The 22,127-nt window shown below is 69.1% G+C and carries 23 protein-coding genes and 2 pseudogenes; 14 read left to right on the top strand and 11 right to left on the bottom strand.

Translation table 11 applies throughout. The annotated features are described in order from the left end of the window. The first annotated feature begins 231 nt into the window (after positions 1–231). The 3 genes from H9L22_RS18850 to H9L22_RS09660 are packed head-to-tail and all read left to right on the top strand — an operon-like array spanning position 232 to position 3,145. Positions 232–1,842, top strand: a complete 1,611-nt coding sequence (locus H9L22_RS18850; protein ID WP_226965771.1) for a glycoside hydrolase family 2 protein — start codon at positions 232–234, stop codon at positions 1,840–1,842. Between the two features lie 17 nt (positions 1,843–1,859). Further along, positions 1,860–2,705 carry a glycoside hydrolase family 2 protein gene (locus H9L22_RS18845; protein ID WP_226965770.1) on the top strand — a complete coding sequence of 282 codons (846 nt, stop codon included), beginning with the start codon at positions 1,860–1,862 and terminating at the stop codon, positions 2,703–2,705. A 26-nt stretch (positions 2,706–2,731) separates the two neighbouring features. Beyond that, the gene (locus H9L22_RS09660; RefSeq protein ID WP_187719745.1) at positions 2,732–3,145 is read left to right on the top strand and encodes a hypothetical protein; all 414 of its coding nucleotides are present in this window, start codon (positions 2,732–2,734) and stop codon (positions 3,143–3,145) included. 224 nt (positions 3,146–3,369) lie between these two features. On the opposite strand, the gene H9L22_RS09655 is transcribed toward H9L22_RS09660, so the two are convergent. The 3 genes from H9L22_RS09655 to H9L22_RS09645 all read right to left on the bottom strand — a co-directional run bounded on the left by H9L22_RS09655 (position 3,370) and on the right by H9L22_RS09645 (position 5,065). Continuing rightward, on the bottom strand, positions 3,370–4,221 hold the full coding sequence (locus tag H9L22_RS09655) for a glycosyltransferase family 2 protein (protein WP_187719744.1): 852 nt from the start codon (positions 4,219–4,221) through the stop codon (positions 3,370–3,372). Between the two features lie 85 nt (positions 4,222–4,306). Continuing rightward, positions 4,307–4,891, bottom strand: coding sequence for a class I SAM-dependent methyltransferase (locus H9L22_RS09650; RefSeq protein WP_226965769.1), 585 nt, complete (start codon positions 4,889–4,891; stop codon positions 4,307–4,309). Positions 4,892–4,927: 36 nt separating this feature from the next. Continuing rightward, positions 4,928–5,065: a hypothetical protein gene (locus H9L22_RS09645; protein WP_187719742.1), complete on the bottom strand. Its 138-nt coding sequence runs from the start codon at positions 5,063–5,065 to the stop codon at positions 4,928–4,930. A 90-nt stretch (positions 5,066–5,155) separates the two neighbouring features. Between H9L22_RS09645 and H9L22_RS09640 the strand changes: the two genes are divergently transcribed. Together H9L22_RS09640 and H9L22_RS09635 are read left to right on the top strand one after the other, a co-directional pair. Further along, a complete protein-coding gene (locus H9L22_RS09640) occupies positions 5,156–5,665 on the top strand; it encodes a GNAT family N-acetyltransferase (protein WP_187719741.1) in 510 nt (169 codons plus the stop codon). 179 nt (positions 5,666–5,844) lie between these two features. Then, a pseudogene (locus H9L22_RS09635) lies at positions 5,845–6,653 on the top strand (DUF6357 family protein). 11 nt (positions 6,654–6,664) lie between these two features. Here H9L22_RS09635 and H9L22_RS09630 read toward each other — a convergent pair. Next, a complete protein-coding gene (locus H9L22_RS09630; RefSeq protein WP_187719739.1) occupies positions 6,665–7,270 on the bottom strand; it encodes a hypothetical protein in 606 nt (201 codons plus the stop codon). A 251-nt stretch (positions 7,271–7,521) separates the two neighbouring features. Here H9L22_RS09630 and H9L22_RS09625 point away from each other — a divergent pair, with 251 nt between their 5' ends. Further along, positions 7,522–8,964: a glycoside hydrolase family 5 protein gene (locus H9L22_RS09625; protein ID WP_187719738.1), complete on the top strand. Its 1,443-nt coding sequence runs from the start codon at positions 7,522–7,524 to the stop codon at positions 8,962–8,964. Between the two features lie 8 nt (positions 8,965–8,972). After that, positions 8,973–10,439, top strand: coding sequence for an MFS transporter (locus tag H9L22_RS09620; protein ID WP_187719737.1), 1,467 nt, complete (start codon positions 8,973–8,975; stop codon positions 10,437–10,439). A gap of 44 nt (positions 10,440–10,483) precedes the next feature. On the opposite strand, the gene H9L22_RS09615 is transcribed toward H9L22_RS09620, so the two are convergent. The 3 genes from H9L22_RS09615 to H9L22_RS09605 form a co-directional block, all read right to left on the bottom strand. Beyond that, positions 10,484–10,720: a DUF2249 domain-containing protein gene (locus H9L22_RS09615; protein ID WP_187719736.1), complete on the bottom strand. Its 237-nt coding sequence runs from the start codon at positions 10,718–10,720 to the stop codon at positions 10,484–10,486. Beyond that, positions 10,717–10,971, bottom strand: coding sequence for a hypothetical protein (locus H9L22_RS09610; protein WP_187719735.1), 255 nt, complete (start codon positions 10,969–10,971; stop codon positions 10,717–10,719). The genes H9L22_RS09615 and H9L22_RS09610 overlap by 4 nt, the downstream gene beginning before the upstream one ends. Before the next feature lie 91 nt (positions 10,972–11,062). After that, a complete protein-coding gene (locus H9L22_RS09605) occupies positions 11,063–11,554 on the bottom strand; it encodes a hemerythrin domain-containing protein (protein WP_187719734.1) in 492 nt (163 codons plus the stop codon). A gap of 148 nt (positions 11,555–11,702) precedes the next feature. On the opposite strand from H9L22_RS09605, the gene H9L22_RS09600 reads away from it, so the two are divergent. Both H9L22_RS09600 and H9L22_RS09595 read left to right on the top strand, forming a co-directional pair. After that, positions 11,703–12,812 (top strand): tellurite resistance/C4-dicarboxylate transporter family protein, encoded by a 1,110-nt coding sequence (locus H9L22_RS09600; protein WP_187719733.1) that lies wholly within the window; start codon positions 11,703–11,705, stop codon positions 12,810–12,812. Then, positions 12,809–13,336 (top strand): putative immunity protein, encoded by a 528-nt coding sequence (locus H9L22_RS09595; RefSeq protein WP_187719732.1) that lies wholly within the window; start codon positions 12,809–12,811, stop codon positions 13,334–13,336. Before H9L22_RS09600 ends, H9L22_RS09595 begins: the two co-directional genes overlap by 4 nt. Before the next feature lie 73 nt (positions 13,337–13,409). Here the strand turns inward: H9L22_RS09595 and arfB are convergent, their stop codons facing one another. The 3 genes from arfB to H9L22_RS09580 all read right to left on the bottom strand — a co-directional run bounded on the left by arfB (position 13,410) and on the right by H9L22_RS09580 (position 15,070). Beyond that, complete coding sequence (arfB, locus tag H9L22_RS09590; protein WP_406707830.1) at positions 13,410–13,859, bottom strand: alternative ribosome rescue aminoacyl-tRNA hydrolase ArfB; 450 nt, start codon at positions 13,857–13,859, stop codon at positions 13,410–13,412. Positions 13,860–13,888: 29 nt separating this feature from the next. Further along, the gene (locus H9L22_RS09585; protein ID WP_187719730.1) at positions 13,889–14,455 is read right to left on the bottom strand and encodes a hypothetical protein; all 567 of its coding nucleotides are present in this window, start codon (positions 14,453–14,455) and stop codon (positions 13,889–13,891) included. 93 nt (positions 14,456–14,548) lie between these two features. Then, positions 14,549–15,070 carry a hypothetical protein gene (locus H9L22_RS09580; protein ID WP_187719729.1) on the bottom strand — a complete coding sequence of 174 codons (522 nt, stop codon included), beginning with the start codon at positions 15,068–15,070 and terminating at the stop codon, positions 14,549–14,551. A 604-nt stretch (positions 15,071–15,674) separates the two neighbouring features. Between H9L22_RS09580 and H9L22_RS09575 the strand changes: the two genes are divergently transcribed. The 5 genes from H9L22_RS09575 (at position 15,675) to H9L22_RS09555 (ending at position 21,189) form a co-directional block, all read left to right on the top strand. Then, complete coding sequence (locus H9L22_RS09575) at positions 15,675–16,778, top strand: fatty acid desaturase family protein (RefSeq protein ID WP_187719728.1); 1,104 nt, start codon at positions 15,675–15,677, stop codon at positions 16,776–16,778. Positions 16,779–16,985: 207 nt separating this feature from the next. Continuing rightward, positions 16,986–18,371 (top strand): MATE family efflux transporter, encoded by a 1,386-nt coding sequence (locus H9L22_RS09570; protein WP_187719727.1) that lies wholly within the window; start codon positions 16,986–16,988, stop codon positions 18,369–18,371. 58 nt (positions 18,372–18,429) lie between these two features. Next, positions 18,430–18,945: a GNAT family N-acetyltransferase gene (locus H9L22_RS09565; RefSeq protein ID WP_187719726.1), complete on the top strand. Its 516-nt coding sequence runs from the start codon at positions 18,430–18,432 to the stop codon at positions 18,943–18,945. Between the two features lie 16 nt (positions 18,946–18,961). Continuing rightward, positions 18,962–19,879 carry a cation diffusion facilitator family transporter gene (locus H9L22_RS09560; protein WP_187719725.1) on the top strand — a complete coding sequence of 306 codons (918 nt, stop codon included), beginning with the start codon at positions 18,962–18,964 and terminating at the stop codon, positions 19,877–19,879. Between the two features lie 53 nt (positions 19,880–19,932). Next, positions 19,933–21,189, top strand: coding sequence for an alpha-L-fucosidase (locus tag H9L22_RS09555; protein WP_264292437.1), 1,257 nt, complete (start codon positions 19,933–19,935; stop codon positions 21,187–21,189). Between the two features lie 80 nt (positions 21,190–21,269). Here H9L22_RS09555 and H9L22_RS09550 read toward each other — a convergent pair. Next, positions 21,270–22,084: pseudogene (locus H9L22_RS09550) on the bottom strand (ROK family protein); the annotation flags it as partial. Between the last annotated feature and the right edge of the window lie 43 nt (positions 22,085–22,127).

Here is a 22,127-nt window from a genome sequence, read left to right as displayed (position 1 = left end):
GTCTCCGTGTGGTGTTCGTGCACGGCCGGGCCTTCCAATGCGTCGATACTGTCGGGGAGAGCCTACGGGTCGGGGCCCGGTTCGCCCTGGCGTGGAGGAGGTCCCCTAGCATGTCACCGACACGATCCGTGCTCCCGGGCCCTGCGGGTCGGTCATGCCGTGCGGTCGCAGAAGACCGTCGGACGTCCACAGCAGCAGCAACCACCAGATCTGAGCAGCAGGAGCAGCCACGTGAGCACCAGCCACACCACCCTCATGCGCCGAGAACTGCACGACGGCTGGCAGTTGGTTGCCGGTTCCGGCCCCGTCCCCGAGAGCATCGCCGACCGGACGTTCGCGGCCACCGTCCCCGGCTGCGTCCACGTGGACCTCCTGGCTGCCGACGCCATCCCGGACCCGTACCTGGACAACAATGAGGCCGCCACCGCCTGGATTGGCCTGACCGACTGGACCTACACCACCACCTTCGAGTGGAAGGCCGACGGCCACGCGCGGCAGGACCTGGTGTTCGATGGCCTCGACACGGTGGCCACGGTCCGGCTCAACGGAGCGCCCGTGCTGCACAGCCAGAACCAGCACCGCTCGTACCGTGTGGACGTACGCGACCACCTTGTCGAGGGAACGAACACCCTCGAGGTGGCGTTCAGCGCTCCGATCCCGTGGGCCAACGCACGCAGCCTGGAGTACGGCGCACGGCCGCGTCCCTACCCGCTCCCGTACGAGGCCATCCGGAAGTCGGCGTGCAGTTTCGGATGGGACTGGGGGATCGCCACTTACACGTCCGGCATCTGGCGTCCGGTCGCGCTGGAATCCTGGTCCGTGGCCCGGATCGCCGAGGTGCGACTCCATGCCGCGCCCACTGGGACCGGCGGACGAGTGACGGCCACTGTCGTCGTCGAGCGGGACGGTGACGGCACCGACCTCGACGTCGTGCTCCGCGCAGAGGGGCCCGCCGCTGTGGCGACCTTCGCCGCCGACGAGGCGACCGGCGTCGTCGAGCTGACGCTGCCCGAGGTGGCGTTGTGGTGGCCTGCCGGCTACGGCGAGCAGCCGCTCTACGAGGTGAGAGTCGAGCTCGCCGTCGGGGATCAGGAGTTGGGTCGTCACGACCATCGGGTCGGGTTCCGGACGGTCGAGTGGGACACCCGCCCCGACGAGGAGGGCACCCCGTTCGCGCTGTACGTCAACGGGAAGCCGGTGCTCGTCAAGGGCGTGAACTGGATCCCCGACGACGCGCTGCCCGTCCGCGTCGACCGCTCCCGCTATGAACGCCGCCTGCGGCAGGCGCTGGCCGCGAACCTGAACCTCGTCCGTGTGTGGGGCGGCGGCATCTACGAGCCGGAGGAGTTCTACGACGTCTGCGACGAGCTGGGGATGCTGACCTGGCAGGACTTCCTCTTCGCCTGCTCCGCCTATCCCGAGGAGGAGCCGCTGCGCAGCGAGGTGGAGGCCGAGACGCGGGAGCAGATCGTGCGGCTGGCGGCCCACCCGTCGCTGGTGCTGCTCTGCGGCAACAACGAGAACGTCTGGGGTCATGAGGACTGGGGGTGGAAGACGTATCTCGACGGAGCCACCTGGGGCGCCTACTACTACTTCGAGCTGTTCCCGGCCCTGGTGGAGGAGCTGGCGCCGCATGTCACCTACAGCCACGGCAGCCCCTTCAGCCCGGCGGGCAGCATCCGAACGAGGAGGCACACGGCACCCAGCACCTCTGGGAGCAGTGGAACCGGCAGGACTACACCACCTACGCCGAGCATCGGCCGCGCTTCGTCGCGGAGTTCGGGTGGCAGGCGCCTGCGGCCTGGACCACCATGCGTCGGGCCGTCTCCGATGAGCCCCTGACCCCCGAATCGCCGGGCATGATCGTCCACCAGAAGGCACTGGAGGGCAACGTCAAGCTCACGAACGGGCTGCTGCCGCACTTCCGGGTGCCCGCCGACATGGACACCTGGCACTGGGCCATGCAGCTCAACCAGGCCCACGCTGTCGGCTTCGCCCTCGACCACTTCCGGTCGCTGCTCCCGCGCTGCACCGGCGCCGTGGTGTGGCAACTCAACGACTGCTGGCCCGTCACGTCCTGGGCGGCGATCGATGGCGATGGGCGGCAGAAACCCCTCTGGTATGCCCTGAAGCAGGCCTTCGCGCCCCGCGTCGTCAGCCTCCAGCCACGTGACGGAGCGCTGACCGCCGTGCTCGGCAATGACACCGATGAGGAGTGGACGGGGCGGCTGGAGTTCCGCCGGCTCGGATTCGACGGCGCAACGCTGGCAGAGGGCAGCGCCGAGTTCGCTGTTCCCGCCCGCGCCGCCGTCACAGTGGCGGTCCCCGTCGACGTGGCCGCCGTGGGGGAACCCGCCTCGGAGCTGCTGGCCGCGACCGTCACGGGAACGGGCCAGCGAGGCCTGCGGTTTTTCGCCGAGCCCCGCGACTCCCGCCTCGGCCGCGCCGAGCTGGACACCGAGGTCATGCCCGTCGACGGTGGTTCCGAGGTGCGGGTCACCGCGCGCAGCCTCGTCAGGGATGTGACGCTGCTGGTGGACAAGGCGCACCCGGACGCCGTCGTGGACGAGGCTCTGGTGACCCTGCTGTCGGGCGAGACGACCACGTTCCGCGTCACCCACCCCGACGGCGTGGAGCCGTCCCGCCTGGTGGCGCCCGACGTCCTGCGCACGGCCAACGAACTCGTCCCTCGTGCGGGTGCGTGACCCGTCCCGGTGAGAGGATCCGGGGCATGGTGGATCCCAGCAGTGACCTGCCTGGCCGGATCCGGGCCCTCGGCCTGCCGGATGTGGTCGGCAGGATCGCCGTCGACGGCGGTGAGAGCGTCAGCCCTGCGCTCTGGTACCGGGCCAAGTCGGTATGGCCGGAGGTGGCAGAGGCGGCGATGGGTGCCGTCGATGAGGAACTGGTTCCACTGTGGGCGTGTGACACGACGCATGCCTTCGCGGGGCGCGGACGGTACCTGCTGCTGGCCCCAGAGGCCGATGAGCCGTTGTCGGTCTTCGCGGACTTCGCGGGCCTGGTGCGTGATCTCCTCACCGACCTCTATGAGGACCAAGAGGACGACGCTGAACGCGAGCGCGTCGCGCACCTGCTCCTCCCGGCAGAGGAGGCCGAGGCCGCGCTCGTGCCGAAGGAACGCTGAGGTGCTCGACTCCGGGGCCACCGTCTGAGGACGACGGGCAGCCTGGTCCCAGGCGCTACCGCGGCGAGGGCGTGTCCCGGTGCAGCGTCGAAGCCAGGTGATGGGTCATCGGGGGCTGGGCCAGCACGAACTCGTCGGCGACGTCGATCATCCTGCAGTACACGATGTCGGAGTGCAGGGCCCCGACGTAGCACCTGCTGCCTCGTGGAGGTCCCGCAGGCCCGCTACTCGCTGACGACCAGGCTGGCCAGGCGCACCACCGCCGCCATCCCGCCGTCGCCATACGTGGCCTCCATGAGATGCGGCTTGGGCTCCGCGGCCGCGAGCGACTCCCACGCCATGAGCCGCTCGGTCGATCGCTGCTCGCTCTCCACCAGGGCGTGGCGCCAGTGCGCGGCGAACACTGCGGAGTGCTTGTCCACCAGATACCCGTACAGCTCTGTGCGCTTGGACATGGACGCGATGTTGGCCGAGGTGACCGCGGTCCGATAGGAGATGAGCTCCTCTGGGACCACGTCGACGGTCCCTCCATCCCTCAGCAGAGACAGGAAGAAGTCCCAGTCCTCAAACCCAGAGCGCATCGACTCGTCGTAGCCTCCGCACTTCCTGTACGCGTCCCGGCGCAGGAGCACGCAGGCAGGGCTCGAGTTGGCTGTCAGGAAGGCCGTGACGTCCCCACCCCGTGGGCGCACGCTTGCCGAAGCGACGCCGAACATCCTCATCCACGAGGTCGCCGCCTTGGCCTGGCGATTGATAGTGAGCGCGTCGAGGCACTTCTCCACGAAGGTCGGGGCGACCAGGTCGTCGCCGTCGAGCACCAGGAGATACTCGGCGGAGGACTCTCGGATACCGGCGTTGCGGGCGGCGCTCACACCGGCGTTGCCCTGGCGCAGAACCTTGACCTGCGGATGCGTGGGCAACTCCGCAAGTACCTCGAGCGACCGTTGGTCGCTCGACCCGTCGTCGACCACGGTGACCGCCCGCACCACAGCGGTCTGAGCGAGCACCGACTCCACAGCCTCGCGCACCAGTTCGCCTTGATTGAACGCGGTGATGACAACGTCGACAATGGCCATGCGATCAGCCTAGGGAGGGGGTAGGGCTGTCCCTGGCCGGGAACATGGTCCATCGATGTCCGTGAGTGGACGTCAGTGATCGGCGTCAGTTCATTTCGGCGGTGATGAAGCCGTGTGGGCGGACCCCTGGGGCACGACGCCGGGTCTTCGTAGTGACGGTGAACCCGTGCGTGGCGAGCCGTCCGCAGAGGAGATCCAGAGGCCAGTAGTAGGCGCGGGTCACCGTATGGTCGAAGGGAGCCAGGTCGGGCCCCTCGAAGAAGCCCACTGCAAGACCACCCCCGGGCCGAAGGCAGCGTGCGAACTCGGCCAGTGCAGTGTCGATGAGCGCCGGGTCGGTGTGGATGAGGGAGTACCAGGCGAGGATCCCACCCAGGCTCGCGTTGTCGACGCCCAGGCGCTCCGCCTCTCCGATCCGGAACCGGATAGCCGGGTGGCGCTGCTGTGCTGCCGCGACGAACTTGGGGGTCGGATCGATGCCCTCGACCTCTACCCCATGTGTGGACAGCAGATGTGTCCACTGGCCCGGGCCGCAGCCGACATCGATCACGTGGCCCTCGAGCCCACGTGCCCAGTCCAGGACGGCGGTCCGATCCTTCTCTTGGGCGGTCCCGATGTCGCCGAACGCGGCGATGTACTCCGCCGCGCGGGCACCGTACGCGGAACTCACCGCAGAGACGGTCAAGCTTGGCACTGACTCTGTCGATCAGGTCGCCGGCTGGGTGAGTGCGGCCGCGTTGTTGCGCATCGAGCGTCGATATTGGGTAAGAGCGTCTACTCGAGCCTCGTAGCGCAGCCAGAGCCTGGCGACGGGAGCTTCCCAATGGTCGATCGCGGCGGTCATGGCGGCGAGTTTGCCATAGCGTGCGTCACGTCAGATCGGCGTGGTTGTGGGTGCCGGTCACTCTGGCGACGAAAGGTGGATTGCAGACGCATGGCGGAGACAGCGTGGGTCGCGAGGCGCGACAAGCAGGTGCCAGAAGATGTGGTGCGCCTTCTCGCGACGGTGCCGGAGTGGTTCGGGCAGCCGGAGTCCAATGCCGAGTACGCCGAAGCGGCGCGGACGAAGGAAACCTGGACGGTCCGCGACGCTACCGGCGCCGTCGTCGGGGTGACACTGGTGGATCGACATTTCCCGCACGTCGCTGAGATCCACCTGACGGTGGTCGATCGTGGCGCGCACGGTGCCGGGGTGGGGACCGCGATGCTGAGGGCGATCGAGGAGGACGCGGTCGCGCGCGGTGTGCGGCTCCTTGAGGTGAAGACGTTGGGCCCGTCCCACCCGGATGAGGGATACGCGCGGACGCGTCACTTCTACGAGAGGTGTGGCTTCCTGGCGCTCGAGGAGACGGACCTGTGGGGTCCGGGAACTCCCTGCCTGATCATGGTCAAACCGCTGGGTGCGGGCCATGCCCCTGAGGGTCCGGGCGCGGCGGTGCGATAGTTTAGCCCTTCTGCACGCGAAGCACTGCCTCGAGCGTCGTCTCGGGGGAGTCGTTGAAGCAGAGCGTTACGCCGGAGGCGACCGGGTCAACCGGTGAGCCTGGGCGGCTTGTCCGACGGGGTTTCCCGTCGGCTCGCTTGCCTCGCACCCGCAGTAGCATCGGTACCGAGGAGGTCACCATGCGTGACGTCGTGTTCAGCAGTGAGAACGGCTGGCTGCCGAAGGTGGTCCGTGGCGACGCTGGGCTGAGGCTCGCGATCATCGGGGAGCGGGACCGCTGCACGACCCCCGGGAGTTCGACATTGCCCTCACAACCGAACAGGCGGACGCGATCCGCGACGACCTGCCCCGGTTCCTGATTCTCTACAGTGCGCTGATGCCTCTGTGTGACGCGGCCGGCATCGATGGCACCATCGACGAGGACGCGGCCGTGGCGCTGCTGAACCCGATCCTGCTGGGAACGCCCGACGAGGCAATCGTGGCGCTGAGCGGTGTCCACTGGCGCAAGGACCTGCTCGTCGCGCACGGCGCCGACATCGCCCTACTTGAGCGCGGCGATGTCCTTGCGGCGATGGAACGCGGAACCGCTGCCGCCAACCACGAACGGGCGCAGGAGTATCGGGCGGACAAGGGAAGGCAGCGTCGCGGCGTCAGGCTCTCCGAGTTGGACACGGCGGTGCTCAAGTACACGGGCCAGTACCTGACCGGGGCCAACATTCCCGCGCGGAAGCCCGGCTCTGTCCCCTCACGGTTCCGTTCACAGGTCCTGGAGGTGATCGGCACCGCCGAGGAGGCATCCGTCGGGATGCGGATCCGGCGCCAGCCGTTCGGTGGATCGACCTCCACCCGGCGCAAGGACTGGGACGCCATGACGGCGGCGGTCAAAAAGGCGCTGGGCGGGGCCTATCCAGAGTTGGCCGGAGACGTCGTCAGAAGCGTGGCGTTCCTGATGTGTTCGGAGGCCGCCGACCGCGAACGCGGCCGGTGACCCTCGGCTGATCAGGTGGCCGGCCGGAAGACGAACGTCAGCTCGATGTCCGGGTCCACGGCCCGGAGGATCGACGTGTAGAAAGTGGTCGCCTGCTCCTGGAGGAGTTCCTCGTTGGCGACGATGTACTCCGACTTCGCGTCGTCCGTCAGCACCTTGTTGACCATCTCGAGGGAATCGATCTCCGGAGTGGCCCAACTGAGGATCCCGTTGTCTTCAGCGGCGACCTTGAATGTCGGGTCGTCGAAGCCGATGAAGATGAACTCCGGAAACGAGATCTCGTACGTGTTCTCGTCTGCCGGCTCGATCCTGACGCCGGCGCCGTCGACGCCGAGCTTCGCCGTGAATCCGTACTGCATGAGGGTGAGGCGCTTGGAGCCGGGCACCTTCACCCCCAGGAATGTCGACTCCTTGGATTCATCGAGGATCCCCTCGATGCCGAGGCTCACCAGGGCGATCTCCTCTGTGCGCTGAACGGCGGCAATCACCTGGCGGTCATGCGATTCTGACGAGGTGCCCCAGCCTGCGAGGCCCCAGAGTTTCGGCCCCACCAGGCCACCTGCGAATGCGATGACGATCGCGACAGCGACGATGCCAATCCAAGCCGCCTTCTTCACAGCACTCCTTTCGCCAGGCAGCGGGGCTGCCTCTTGGGAGGGCTCCTCAGTGAGCCGGCTCCTCAATTCGCTGCACAGACTATTGGTGGGCGCCGACAATCCGTTGAACGGGGTACGGGTAGTGCGTGGGGAATGTTGGCCGGTGATCAGGAGTGGCCGGGCGGCCGCCTCTGACTTGCCCTGATTCCGCCTGCGGCCGACTTGCCTGTGACAGCCTTTGGCGCGTGCGACGAGGCACGCGAGAGGACGACATGCCCATCACCATTGATGGGACCAGACTTCGGGACGCTTTCGGCCGGCAGCGGGTGTTCCGCGGGATCAACCTGGTGGCGAAGGGCGGCCAGGAGCCACACGGCACCTTCGTCGAGCGCGGCTTCAAGGGCGAGTGGTCGAAGGACGACATCGACGACCTCCGCGCGCGCGGCTTCGACCTGGTGCGCCTCGGAGTCATGTGGGCCGCCGTCGAACCCGAACCAGGCGTCTACGACGACGCCTATCTCGACTGGGTTGTGGAGCAGTTGGACCTCCTCCGCGACGCGGGGATGGTCGCGCTGCTGGACTCCCACCAGGACCTCTACTCGCAGAGCTTCGGCGACGGCGCCCCCCATTGGGCGACACAGAGCAGCCAGGCGTTCGAGGCGACCGACCTCTGGAGCGATGCCTACCTCGCCAGCCCGGCGCTGCACGAGGCGCTCGACGCGTTCTGGGCCAACGCGCCCGGCCCGGGCGGCGTCGGTCTGCAGGACCGGTTCGCCGCCATGTGGGCCCACGTCGCCCGACGCGTCGGGCGACACCCGGCCGTCATGGGACACGACCTGCTCAACGAGCCTGCCCCCGGCTCGCCGGCGCCGCAGATCTTCGAAGCACTCATCGGCACGTTCGCCGCCGTCTCCGGCCAGGATCCGCAGCAGGTCTTCGCCGACTTCGGTGATCCCGAGGCGAAGTTCGCCCAGCTCGCCCGCCTCGAGGACGAGGCCCTGTACCGGCAGCTCGGCGACGCGATCCACCCGCTCGTCCGGGACTTCGAGGTGGGTGCGGTGGCGCCGATGATGGACAAGGTGGCCGCCGCTGTCCGGGCCGTCGACGGTGAGAAGCTGATCGCCCGCGAACACTCGTACTTCGCCAACCTCGGGGTCCCGTCAGGGCAGCCGCCACTGGCCGATCCCGCCTGGGTGTACTCGCCGCACGGCTACGACCTCACCGTCGACACCCCCGCCATCGCCCTGTCCTCCGACATCCGCGCCGGTGTCATCTTCTCCCGCCACAGGGAGACGCAGGAGCGGCTCGGGGTCCCGGTGATCGTGGGGGAGTGGGGAGCGCTCAGCCTCGGTGACGGCGTCCGCAGGCACGGCGAGTTCCTCATGGACCTGTTCGACACGTACGGCTGGTCCTGGACCTACTGGGTGTGGGAGCCGGGTTTCGCCTCATCGGAGGCCGCTGCGACGCTGACCCGTCCCCGCCCCGTCGCCTTCGCCGGCACCGCAGAGTCCTGGTCGGTGCGCGACGGTGGGCTGGTCGCCACCTGGATCGGCGACGACGGCGAGCAGCCGTCGGTGTTCTTCGTCCCGGAGACGGGCGAACCCCGTCGCGTCACCGTCCTGTGTGACGGCGTCGAGGTCGAGGCAGCACAGCAGGGGCCCTGGATTCTCATCGACCCCGCGCCCGGCCGCTTCGAGCTGAGCGTGGAGCGGTAGGGGCGGCGATGGCGCTCCCGTTCAAGCACAAGCTGCTGCTGGCGACGCCCCTGCCGGCGACGTGGATGTCGAACGTCATCATCCACAACGTCTACATCAAGTTCTACACGGACGTCATCGGGCTCTCGCCGGAGTACGTGGGGTGGGTCTACCTCGCATTCAACCTGTGGAACATCCTCAACGACCCGATCTTCGGGGTGCTGCTCGACAAGATGCGGTACCGCCCCGGCCGGGGGAAGTTCCTGTTCGTCATGCGGCGCACGATCCCGCTCATGCTGGTCGGACTGGCGGCCATGGCGTGGAGCAGCCCGTCCTGGCCGCAGGGCGTGATCCTCGCCGTCTTCCTGCTGGAACTCTTCCTCTTCGACGTCGCCTCGACGCTCTACATGATCTCGGCCGTCAGCTACGGCTACCTGGCCGCACCCACCCGCGAGGACCGGATCGACGTCGAGGTCGTCAAGGCGTGGGTGGGCAACATCACCTCGGCCTTCGCGACCATCCTGGCCACCCAGCTCCTGGTCGGTGACGCCATCACCGAACACACCACGCTGGCCACCATCCTGATGGGGGTCGTGGTCCTGAACGCTGCCCTCTATCTCGTGCCGGCAATCAAGCTGAAGGATCCGCCCGAGCTCTATGAGCGGGGCGACGCGGGAGATCAGGCGGTCTCCTGGAAGCAGCTGAAGAGCGACGCGAAGTCGATCTTCTCGATGCGGGCGTTCTGGGCCTGGTTCGGGTTCGGCACCACCGCGATGGCACCCATGGGCATGTACTTCACGGCCTTCCTGTACCTGATGGACCACGTCATCCGCAGCTCGGGGATCGAAGCGACCATCACCGACGTCGGCTCCATGGTCGTCGTGCTCCTCCTCCTGCCGCTGGTGGCCAGGGCCATCAAGCGGCTGGGCAGCCGCACCGCCATCTTCATCGCCTTCGTGCCGTACCTGGGTGGCCTGGCTGCGCTGTTCTTCGTGACCCAGTGGTGGCAGGTGCTGATCAGCTACATGTTCATCATGACCGGCAGGTACACCATCATGACGGCGGGCGTCGCGCTGGAGGGGGCGCTCATCGACGACAACGAGCGGCTCACCGGGACGCGCAAGACAGGCTCGTTCGCCTCGCTGCGGGCCCTGATGTCCGCTCCGGTCACCGGCACGCAGACCACGATCTTCCTGTGGGTCATCGCGGCCTACGGCTACGACCAGGCGGCGCAGGTGCAGTCGGAGACGGCACAGTGGGGAATCAGATTCGCGACGGCGGGCGTGCCGATCATCTTCGGCCTCATCGGGATCGTCGCGCTGCTGTTCCTGCCGTACACCAGGCGGGTGGAGGCCGAGATCAGCGAGTTCTCGCGTTCCCAGCGGGGCGAGGGAACGGCCTTCCGGGACGGTGGAGGAGGCGCGGGTCCGGCGGGCGAGGCTCCGGAGCGCGCTCCCGGCGCTGAGCGCCTGGAGGATGAATACGCTCCGGAGTGAGCCGGGACGTCCTGGGGTGACTGTCACCCCAGGACGCCGGCGGCTCAGGCCGCGGGCTTGCCGATCCGGACCCTCCATACAGTGGGGCCCTGCTCGAGGTAGTCCCACGTGAACTGGTTCTTGAACTCCGCGTCGAACTGGTACCAGAGCGGCTTCGGGTCGTGGTCGTTGACCAACTCGAAACCCTTGCCCGACTCGAGGGCGTGATAGTTCTGCAGAATCAGTTCGTGCCGCCGCTGCGGCGGGTCGTTGCGGACGTCGAGCTTGGGGTCGTCGCTCATGCTTCCTCCATGGTGTCGGGTGAACTGGTCGTACCAGGTCGGGTCACCTGCGGTAGTCGGGCGAGGTAGTGCATCGCGCCGTTGATCCGCTCGGCCTGGCGAGGAGCGTCATCGCGCAACGCGAGCCAGGCCTGGGCGGCCAGCCGGTTGGCTCCGTCGGGGTTGCCCGATCGGCCGAGGGCCCGCAGGGTCTTGATCAGATAGCCGACCGTCGCGGCGAGGGGCTCCTCGGGCCCAGCTTCGGCTGACATCCTCTTCCCTCCTGATTAACACGAAAGATTCGTGATAAAAACCACCTTAGCCCTGCCTGGTGGGGGAGTGGCACGGTGTCCGAGACGGCGCTCAGGCGTCCTGACACACCCATCCGGCGGGCAGGGTTCCGCTCTCGAACAGGTCCCGCACGCGGGTGCGCTCATCGTCGTCGAGGTCGGCGTCCATGTGGGGGTAAATGATCGGCTCCTCCTTCGCGTTGTGGGTCTCCAACAGCGCCAACAGGTCGCGGCAGGCCCCGTCCAGGTCCTCACCGGCCGCTGGGGCCGCGACACGCCGCTCGAGATCGTCCATGCGCCGCCACAGCTCACCGTGCTCACGCCGCATCACCATCAACGGCATCCGCAGGGGGCCCGGCGGGAGATTGGGAAAGACGATCTCCTCCTCGAGATAGATGTGACGACGCAGCGCCTCCACCGCGCGCAGAAGCGGCGCGGTGCGGAGCACCTGGTCGGTCTCGGCCGAGGCGAGGAAATCCTCGATGGCCGTGTCGATCTCGTGATGTTCCCTGGTGAATGCGGCGGCGAGAGAGACCTCGTCGGACACGTCGGGGCCTGTGACCATGGTCGTCCTCCTTGGACCGGCCCGATCAGGGTGCCCGCACGACGCCGTCTCAGGGCCTGCGTCGACCATAACCCGCGCCGGCGGGGCGGACGCGGAGTCCTGTGCATTCCCGGCCCCTGGAAGCGCTGCTCACCGTTAGCGTTGGGCCATGCGGACAACAGCACCGACCACGCCGGCGCACCAGGGCTGGGTGACGCGGGCCGTCGAGACACTGTCGCCCGGCTACTTCGCCATGGTGATGGGAACCGGCATCGTCTCCATCGGGCTGCACGAGGTCGGCTGGTCGACCCTCTCGCTGGCGCTGCTGATCGTCGCGGCGGCCTCCTACGTCGGTCTGTGGGGGCTGTACGTGTGGCGGGCCGTTGCCTTCCGGCGGGCGATGCTGCACGACCTCCGCAGCCCGGAGACCGCCTTCGCGTACTTCACCGTCGTTGCCGCCACCGACGTGCTCGCGGTCCGGTTGCTGGCGGCCGGGCTCAGCGGTGTGGCCATGGCCCTGGTCGGATTCGCGGCGCTCGTGTGGTTCGTCTTCGGCTACCTGCTGCCCTGGCAGGTACTCATGCGTCGTGACGGCGGACCGATCCTGGCCCGGGTCAACGGGACGTGGTTCATCTGGGCGGTCGCCAGCCAGTCCCTGGCCATCGGCATGAGCATGGTCCAGCCCCTCGTGCGGCAGGGACAGGCCTGGCTCGCGCTGCTCGCCGTGCTGTCCTGGTCGGTCGGCGTTGCCCTGTACGCCGCCGTCGCCATGCTCGTCCTGCTGCGGATCGTGCACTACGGCATCACCGCCGAGCAGTTCGAGCCCCCGTACTGGGTGGCAATGGGGGCGATGGCGATCGCGGTGGTGGCCGGAAGCCGCATCGTGGAGATGGATCCGAGCCCCATGGTGGCAGCGACCGGCCGCCTGATCGCCGGCACCGTCGCCATCTTCTGGACCTTCTGCCTGTGGCTCATCCCCATGCTGATCGGGGCCGGGTTCTGGCGACACGTCAGACACCGCGTTCCGCTGGCCTACGTTCCGACACTGTGGTCGATCGTGTTCCCCGTCGGCATGTTCGCGGTGGCGTCGATCAACCTGGGCCGCGTCGACCGGCTCCCGATCGTCGAGGGGATCGGAACGGCGACGGTGGTGGTCGCAGCGGCGGTGTGGCTGGTGGTCTTCGCGGCGATGATCCGGCACTACGTGCGCTCGGCGACAGGACGCGGACCGGTCGCGGCGAGTGGGTCGCAGTCGACGATGGGAGGGGTCGGCTCGTGACGTCGAACCAGGCGCTCGATGACCCGCAGCGACGGGTCGTCGCGCGGTGGGCGGCCGCGTGTGCCGGGCGGGTGGCTCCGCTCTTCGTCGCGGACCCGGTCGCCGAGGAACAGATCCGCGATGCGCTCGCCCGCACCCTGGCCTACGCAGGCGGCGGGAGCACGGCGGCCGAGGAGATCACGAAGCGGATGATCGCCGTCAAGGCCGCGGGCGCCGCCACGACTCCAGCCGGGGCCGCGGCGGCGCGATCGGTGGCCCAGGCCTCCGCCGTCGCCCACATGGGGGCCCACGCGCTGGGGGCGGCTGCGTACGCCGTGAAGGCGGTCACCGTCGCCGAGGGGGAGACGGTCGGACGCGCCGAGCTCGCCTGGCAACTGGCGGAGCTGACCCTTGAGGAACGCGAGGTGCTCGGTCTCCTGCCGCACCTCGGAACGGACTCGGGCGGACCGCTCGGCCCCGGACTGCTGTCGCGCGGAATCCTCGGTGACGTCATCCGCGAGATCCAGGCCGCGCTCAGAGGTTGAGTCTGTTACGTCCGGGGCCCCGAGGGGATCCTGATCGGCCTGGCGGAGGAGTTGGGCTGACGAGCCGACGGTGTCAGTCCAGGCTGGGCCGGCGACGGCCCCGCTTCGTCTCGCCCCGGGAACGCTTGGCCTCGAGTCGTCGCAGCTGGGAGCCGCGGGTCGGCTTCGTCGCCCGGCGGGCCCGCGGAGGCGGGGCGAGCGCCTCCCGCAGGAGAGACGCGAGGCGGAGCCGGGCGGTGGCACGGTTGCGCAACTGCGAGCGGTGTTCCGCCGCGCTGACCGTCAGCGTGGTGCCGACGAGTCGAGCCGCGAGGCCGGCGAGCGCCCGCTCGCGCTGGGCATCGCTCAATGCCGTCGTCGCTGCCAGGTCGAGGCTCAGCTGGACGCGGGAGTCGCTGGTGTTCACGCCCTGGCCTCCGGGGCCGGACGCGTGCGTGAACTGCTCGGCCAGTTCATGCGCCGGGATGCGCAGGCCCTGGGGGATGCCGGGACCCGGCGGCACGTGCAGATCATCCATGGAGATGATCCTGCCGCATCGCCGGGCAGGCCCGGCTAGTTGCAGTTCGGGCAGTCGCCACCCATGAGGGGCAACTCGATGAAGCAGCTCGGGCAGACCGGTGCGCGGAGCTCGACAGGCTCCGGCTTGCGGCGGGTCGTCGTCGCGGCTGGGGTCTTCGACCGCGCGCTCATGGGACGGGCATCCTCCGGCACTGCGTCGCAGAAGGCGCGGTAGCAGGCGAGGCGGCTCTCGGCCGCGTGGCGTTCCCGGTCCGACTTCGTCTCGAACGGCGGGAGCCCCTCAGCCTGGCGGACGGCGTCGTAGACGGGGGCGACGTGACCGTCACGCGGATTCACCGCGAGCGACAGGAGCGGCGGCAGATCGCGACCCTGGCAGGCCGTCGCCGCGAGCCGGAGCACACCGCCGAGCCATGTGCGCGACTCGCTGCTCGTATGAACACCGGAGCGGCGCTGCACCTCCGCCGCCAGCTCCGGGTAGGTGATGGTGGCGCCGTAGTGGGAGGCGGTTTCGCGCAACACGCCGACCGCCTCACGCGCCCAGGGCACCTGGCCCGCTTTGCTACCGACGATCTTCTTGATGGCTGGGGGTGCGCTGTTCACATACCCCATTTTCCCACGGATCCGAGGGGCGAATTACCACCCCCGGCCGAGAGCCCGGTCCCAGGCTGTGCCGTCGGGGGCGGTCCCGGAGGGTTACGGCTTCTCAAGTACCTGTTCGCTGACCGGCGACTCGTTTCCTGCCATGTTGAAACCGACGGCGCAGAAGCGGACCGGCAACTCCTCAGCCTCGATGAAGAACGACTGTCGGCGGTAGGGGAAGTAGGCGTCCCGGTCGGCGCAGTCGGTGCTCGCTGGTGGGCCGTAGAGCACGTGGAGGTTCGCGATGTCGGGGATCTCGAACAGCGGGTCCACCATGACGCCCCCGTCGCCCAGGCCGCTGACGGCCAGCCGCGGCGCAGTCGCCGAGCCCACGCCGTCGCTGCTGAACACGAACCTGGCGGCGGCGTCCTCCTTGCCGGGGACGGCGGCGCACACCAGCGAGAATCCGTGGGTCCCCGGGAGGGAGACCGGCAGCTGGGCGGTGTCCGCCGACGGGTCGACGGCGACCACGTCGGCATCCGCGTAGGCGGCCGGGTCGGTGCAGGTGCGACCGTCGCCGATCGGCAGCCCCTGGAGCACGGCGACCTCGACGCCGGCGCCAGGGAGGATCTCCAACTCGGCCCGAATCCGGCCTCGTCGACGCCGTCGAGGTTGTAGATGCCGCCGCCGTTGACCGCGTCGAGGGTCGTCCCGGGAAGCGGGCAGGCCTCGCCCAACGCGAAGACGCCGTCGACGAAGCAGGAGCCTATCCCCGCGATGTCGACGCCGTAGCTGGTGTCCGGCTCGAACGTGGCGGTCGTGCCCGACACCTCACACGGCTTGCCGAGGTAGCAGGTGTCGCCCAGCTCCGGGGAGACTCCGCCGTTGGTGGTGTTGATGACCGACACGATCTCGCCGTCCGCGATGAGCGGGGAGCCGCTGGAACCGCCGAGCACGCCGGGGCAGTCGTTGCGCGTGGCGTCGAGCCAGAGCCACTTGTGCTCGATCAGATCGACGGTCGCGCCGACGGTGCAGTCGCCCTTCCGGAGAACCTGCTCCTCGATGTCGACGCGCCAGCCTATCGACCGCCGTCACGGCCAGGCCACGGCCCTGCAGTGCCGCCTTTCGGGCATGGCCCGGACCCTGCTCAGCCGGAGGGTACCGTTGGTGGTAGCTTTCGGCGTTCGCCCTTGGCATCCGGACGAGGCGTTCGCGCCCCGACACAGGACAGGGGCCGATCATGCCCAGTTCCACTCTCGACAGGCCGCAGGCTCGCACGTGGCGACGCTACGTCGATGCGTCTGACTATCCGCCGCTGATCCGCGCCTACACCGAGGTGTCCCAGCGGGTGAAGGAGCAGGGCCTCCTGCGCCGCGCAGGCTGGTTCTACCTGATGGTCGGCGTGCTGATCGTTCTCGGTCTCAGCGGTGCCGTCACCGGTTTCGTGCTGCTCGGAAACAGCTGGTTCCAGCTGCTCATCGCCGCTGCGTTCGGCGTCCTGTTCACCCAGGTGGCGTTCCTGGCACACGAGGCCGGCCACAAGCAGATCCTCACCAGCGCCCCTGCGAATGCCCGGCTCGCGCGTATCCTCGCCGGGACGATCGGCATGAGCTTCTCGTGGTGGGACAGCAAGCACACCCGCCATCACGGCAACCCGAACCGCGTGTCGAAGGACCCCGACATCGCGATCGACACCATCTCCTTCGTGGAGGAGGACGCGGCCACCGCGAGGGGCCTGCGTCGCTGGATCACGCTGCGCCAGGGCTGGCTGTTCTTCCCGCTGCTCACGCTCGAGGGGCTGAACCTGCACCGGCTGAGCTTCCAGCACCTCTTCTCCAGGGGAGCCGTGAAGGGGCGCTGGATCGAGCTGGCCATCGTGTTCGGCAGGTTCGCCCTCATCCTGGTGCCGGTGTTCCTCCTCCTGCCGGTCGGCATGGCGTTCGCCTTCATGGGCGTGCAGCTCGCGGTCTTCGGCGTGTACATGGGGGCCTCGTTCGCGCCCAACCACAAGGGCATGCCCGTGATCGCCCCTGACGCGAAGCTCGACTTCTTCTCCAAGCAGGTGCGTACCTCGCGGAACATCCGCGGCGGCTGGTGGGCGACGAGCCTGCTGGGCGGCCTGAACTACCAGATCGAGCACCACCTCTTCCCGAACATGCCCCGCCCGCACCTGCGGAAGGCGAGGGCGATCGTGCGCGAGTTCTGCGAGAAGCTCGACGTGCCGTACACCGAGACGTCGCTCCTCACGTCGTACGGCATCGTGATCCGCTACCTGAACGAGGTGGGTCTCGCGGCGCGGGACCCGTTCGAGTGCCCGATCACGGCCCAGTATCGACGCGTCTGATTCGACACTGTCGGCGAGGGGCAACGGGCCCCTTGGAGTGAGGGCGTAGCGGTGACGTTTAAGTCATCGGTGGAAAACGCCGCCCTCGACTTGCGCACGCCGTGGAAAAGCGTAGGCTAATGAGCTGCCCGGAGCGTCACTGCACGGGCCCAGCGACCTTCCCACACACCCCCACGTACTGCCTCTACGAGCGCGCGAAGAAACTCCATGAACAACCTGACCGTCGGTGCGCCGACCCGCGTTATTGTCGCCTTCACCATCCCTCTCCTCATCGGCAACCTGTTCCAGCAGGTGTACCAGTTCACCGACGCCGCGGTGGTCGGCCGCATGATCGGCGTCGACGCCCTCGCGTCCGTCGGTGCCACCGGCAGCCTGATGTTCCTGCTCCTCGGCTTCACCTTCGGTGCCTCCGGGGGCCTGGCGATTCCGATCGCCAGGGCGTTCGGCGCTGGCGACATGGCGCTGATGCGCCGGTACTTCGCCAATGCGATCCTCGTCTCCGTCGGTATCGCGGCCCTGGTGGCCGCGGTCGGCGTCGTCGGCGCACGCTCCCTCCTGCGGCTGATGCAGACGCCGTCCAACCTGATGGCCGACGCCGAGGTCTTCCTCGTCATCTCCTTCTGGGGCGCGCCTATCGTCATGGCGTACAACCTGCTCGCCGCCGTCATCCGCGCATTGGGTGACAGCCGCACGCCGCTGTACTTCCTGATGATCAGCTGCGTCATCAACGTCGTGCTCGTCGTCGCCTTCATCGGCGGGCTCGGCTGGGGCGTGGCTGGCGCGGCCCTCGCGACGGTGCTCGCGCAGCTGATCTCGGTGATCCTCTGCCTGGCGCTCATCGCGCGTCGTATGCCGCACCTCCACCTGACGCGCGCCGACTGGCGCTCCGCGCCGGGTGAGCTCGGCGAGGTGCTGCGCCCCGGCCTGGCCATGGGCTTCCAGATGTCGGTGATCGCCATCGGCGCCGTCATCCTGCAGTACGCCATCAACGGTCTCGGCTCCGATGCGGTCGCCGCGTTCACCGCGGCCGCCCGTGTCGACCAGCTGGCCGTCGCTCCGCTCGCGTCGTTCGGCCTGGCCCTGACGACCTTCGTGGCGCAGAACCGCGGCGCCGGCCGCTGGCACCGCATCCGCCACGGCGTGTGGCGGATCAGCCTCCTGACGTGGATCCTCGCGGTCATCCTCGGCGCGTTCGTCATCCTCGCCGGTGAGCCGCTCGCGCAGCTGTTCGTCGGCAGCGGCTCCCCGCAGGTCGTCGAGGCCGCGCACGGCTACCTCGTCGTGCAGGGCCTGCTCTACCCGATCCTGGCCAGCGTGTTCGTGCTGCGCAACACCGTCCAGGGGCTCGGGGAGACGCTGATCCCGACGATCGGCGGCTTCATGGAGCTGATCCTGCGGGCCGCCGCCGGCCTCCTGCTGGTGGTTCCGCTCGGCTTCTTCGGCGTGGCGCTCGCCGCCCCGCTCGCCTGGATCGGTGCCCTGATCCCCGTGGCGATCTGCTGGTTCGGCTGGCGGCGCGCGATGTTCGGACTGGCGGACGGCGCCGACGAGCCCCTGCGGGCCGGTCGTCTCCGCGTGGCTCGCGCCTCCTGACGCTGGCCGGTCCGTCCCCCGCCCCTCCCGCGGGGCGGGGGACGACTAGGCTGACGGCATGAACGCCGACGTCCAGCCACCGGCCGGGCCCGGGCCCCGACCTGCGATCCTGCTCCGCCCGGTCATCAACGAGGACGAGTTCCCCGTGCTCGTCGAGGTCTGGCGCAGCGCCGTCGACGCCACCCACGATTTCGTCGAGGAGGCCGACCTCTGGGAGATCGAGGCAATGCTGGCCGCCGCCTACCTGCCGAACGCCCGCGTCACCGTCGCCGAGGTGGACGGTCGTCCCGTGGGGTTCACCGGCACGGCCGACGGGCGCCTCGAGATGATGTTCGTCCACAACGACCACCGGCACCACGGCGTCGGATCAGCACTGCTCGACCACGTCATCCGGGAGGAGAGCGTGGTGGAACTCGAGGTCAACGAGCAGAACCAGCAGGCGCTCGGCTTCTATCTTGCCCACGGCTTCGAGGTGTCGGGCCGCAGGGACGTCGACGACGCGGGCCGCCCCTACCCGCTGCTGCACCTGACGCTCCGCTCGCCGAGCATCTCGGCACGGCCCGATCGTCCATGAGTAAGCGGCTGGCCTGATGGGTGCCGGTCACTCTCACGCGCCGGCGTCAGGCCACCGCGGGGCCCTTGCCGTCGTCGTCGCGCTCACCGGTTCGGTCGTGGTGGCCCAGGCTGTCGGCGCCGTCCTCACTGGCAGCCTGGCGCTGCTGACGGACACGGTCCATGCACTCACCGACGTCGCAGGGCTGATCGTTGCGCTGGTCGCGGCGACGCTGATGACCCGCCCGGCCTCTGGGCGTCGCACCTGGGGGTTCCGCCGGATCGAGGTCATCGCCGCATTCGGCCAGGCCGCGCTGCTGCTCGCCGTCGGCGGGTATGCGGCCGTCGAGGGCATCCGCCGCCTCATCAACCCGCCGGAAGTACCCGGGCCGGAACTTCTGTTCTTCGGCGTCATCGGGCTGGCCGCCAACGTGGCAGGCATGCTCATCCTCAGCTCCCGTCGCGATCACAACATGAACATGCGGGCGGCGTTCCTCGAGGTCGCCAACGACGCCCTCGGCTCGCTCGGCGTCATCGTCTCCGCCATCGTGATCGCCACCACCGGCTACCAACGCGCCGACGCGATCGCAGCGCTGTTCATCGCCGCCCTCATCGTGCCCAGGGCGCTGCTGCTCCTGCGGGACACCGCCCGGGTGCTGATGGAGTTCGCGCCGCCGGACCTCGACCTGGAGGAGTTGCGTGTGCACCTCGGTGGGGTTGAGCATGTCGAGTCCGTGCACGACCTGCACGCCTCGACGGTCGCGACGGGGCTGCCGGTGCTCACCGCTCACGTGGTGGTGGGGGAGGAGTGCTTCCATGACGGCCACAGCGTCGAGATCCTGGAGTCGCTGCGGGAGTGTGTCGCGGCCCACTTCTCGGTGGCGCACGCGACGTTCCAGCTCGAGCCTTCCGGTGCCTGTCGCGTGGAGGGGCGCGACGACGGGTGTGCCGCCTGACGGGAGTCGGCGGACCTGCCACAATGACGGCTGCCCCCGACTCAGGAGCTGCAATGTCGCACTGGTTCACCGACGCCCGGTTCGGTCTCTTTGTCCACTTCGGCCTCTACAGCGCTGCCGCCCGGCACGAGTGGGTCCGCAACTACGAGCGTCTCACCGACGCCGAGTACCAGCAGTACTTCGACCACTTCGACCCCGACCGCTTTGACGCGGGCGCCATCGTGGCGGCGGCCAAGGCGGCGGGCATGGGATACGTCGTCCTCACCACGAAGCACCACGAGGGCTTCGCGCTGTGGGACTCCGCGCTGACTGACTACTCCTCGCAGGTCGCCTGCGGCCGCGACCTGGTCCGCGAGTTCGTCGACGCCGCCCGGGTGGCGGGGCTCCGCGTGGGGCTCTACCACTCGCTCATCGACTGGCACCACCCCGACTTCACCGTCGACTGGGTCCACCCCCTCCGCGACGACCCGGCCGGCGAGGCGCTCAACGAGGGCCGCGACATGGCTCGCTACCGGGAGTTCCTGCACGGCCAGGTCCGCGAGCTGCTCACCGGCTACGGGCCCATCGACTATCTCTTCTACGACTTCACCTACCCGGAGACGAAGCAGGGCTGGCGCGGCAAGGGCCCGGAGGACTGGGGCGCCGAGGCGCTGCTCGCGATGTGCCGCGAGCTGCAGCCCGACATGCTGATCAACGACCGCCTCGGCATCCCCGCCGACTTCGTGACCCCGGAGCAGTACCAGCCGACCCAACCACTCGAGCGCGACGGCGTGCCGCAGGTGTGGGAGGCGTGCCAGACGATGAACGGGTCGTGGGGCTACCACCGGGACAACGTCGACCACAAGCCGGCGGTGCTGTTGGCGCAGATGCTCGCCGACTCCGTCTCCATGGACGGCAACATGCTGCTCAACATCGGCCCCGACGGCCGCGGGGCGATCACGCCGCACGACGCGGCGACCCTTGCCGAGCTGGGGGAGTGGATGGACCTGCACCGCGACGCCGTCGTCGGATGCGGGCATGCCCCCTTCTCTCCGCCGCGGGAGGGCGTCTACACGTTGCGCGGCAACCGCCTCTACCTGCACCTGCACGCCTGGCCGCTGGGCTTCGTCCACCTGCCTGAGCTTGCGGGCAAGGTCAGCTACGCACGGCTCCTGAACGACGGATCGTGGCTCAGGACCTCCGTCAGCGACCCCTCACAGCAGGCGTCCCACATGACGCCCGCAGGTGAGGCCGAGGGCACCCTGACGGTGCACCTGCCCGTGCAGCGCCCGGACGTGCTCATCCCCGTCATCGAGCTGACGCTGGCCTGATCAGGGGCCAGGGGAAGGTCCTCGAGGGCCAGTGCCGCCGCCCCGAGCAGGACGGCGTCGGCGCCCGTGCGGGCGGCCTCTATCCGCAGCGTCTGCGTGACGAGCGGGTGGCAGCTGGCGTACACCCGGCTGCGGACGGCCGCGAGGAACGGCTCCGACGAGCTCATCGAGCCGGTGAGGAACACGGCGTGGGGGTTGAAGAAGTTCACGACGCCGGAGAGCACCTGGCCGAGATGCGTGCCGGCCCCCGGACGAGCCTCGTCGCGGTGACGTCCGCGTCGCGGGCCAGGGCGAGCGCCTCCTCAGTGGTGGAGACGTCGTAGCCGACCGCGCGCAGCTGCCGCACGACCCCGGCGCCGCTGGCCACCGTCTCCAGGCAGTTGAGGTTGCCGCAGGAGCAGGGGACCTCCTCGTCGGTGTCGATCCGGGTGTGCGTGATGTCGCCGGCGGCGGAGGTGGCCCCGTGGTGCAGCCGCCCGTCGACGATGATGCCCGAGCCGATGGCGGTCCCCGCCTTGACGGTGATGGAGTGGTGGGCGAGCCCGAGCCGCTGCCGGTGTTCGCCGAGGGCCGCGAGGTTCGCGTCGTTGTCGACGGCGACCCTCACGCCGAACCGCTCCGTCAGGTGGTCGCGCACGTTGTACCCCTGCCAACCCGGCATGCGCGAGGGCTGATCGACCCCGCCGAGATCGGGATTGACCGGGCCCGGCAGGGAGACGCCGATGGCGCGGATCGGCGCGTCGTGGAACTCGTCGAGGGCCGCGGCCACCGTCTCCAGGGTCGGCACCGGGCCGTCGGCCAGCGTCAGCGGGATCATCACCGACTCCAGCAGCGCGCCGCTGAGACCGTGGCGCCCCAGCCGGGCGTGCCCGCCGCCGAGGTCGACGGTCAGCACCTCGCCCTGCCCCTCCGTGACCCGCAGCACCCGCGGACGGCGG

The sequence above is a fragment of the Tessaracoccus defluvii genome (assembly GCF_014489575.1).
GTDB lineage: Bacteria > Actinomycetota > Actinomycetes > Propionibacteriales > Propionibacteriaceae > Arachnia > Arachnia defluvii.
This window is presented reverse-complemented; position numbering and strand designations above follow the sequence as displayed.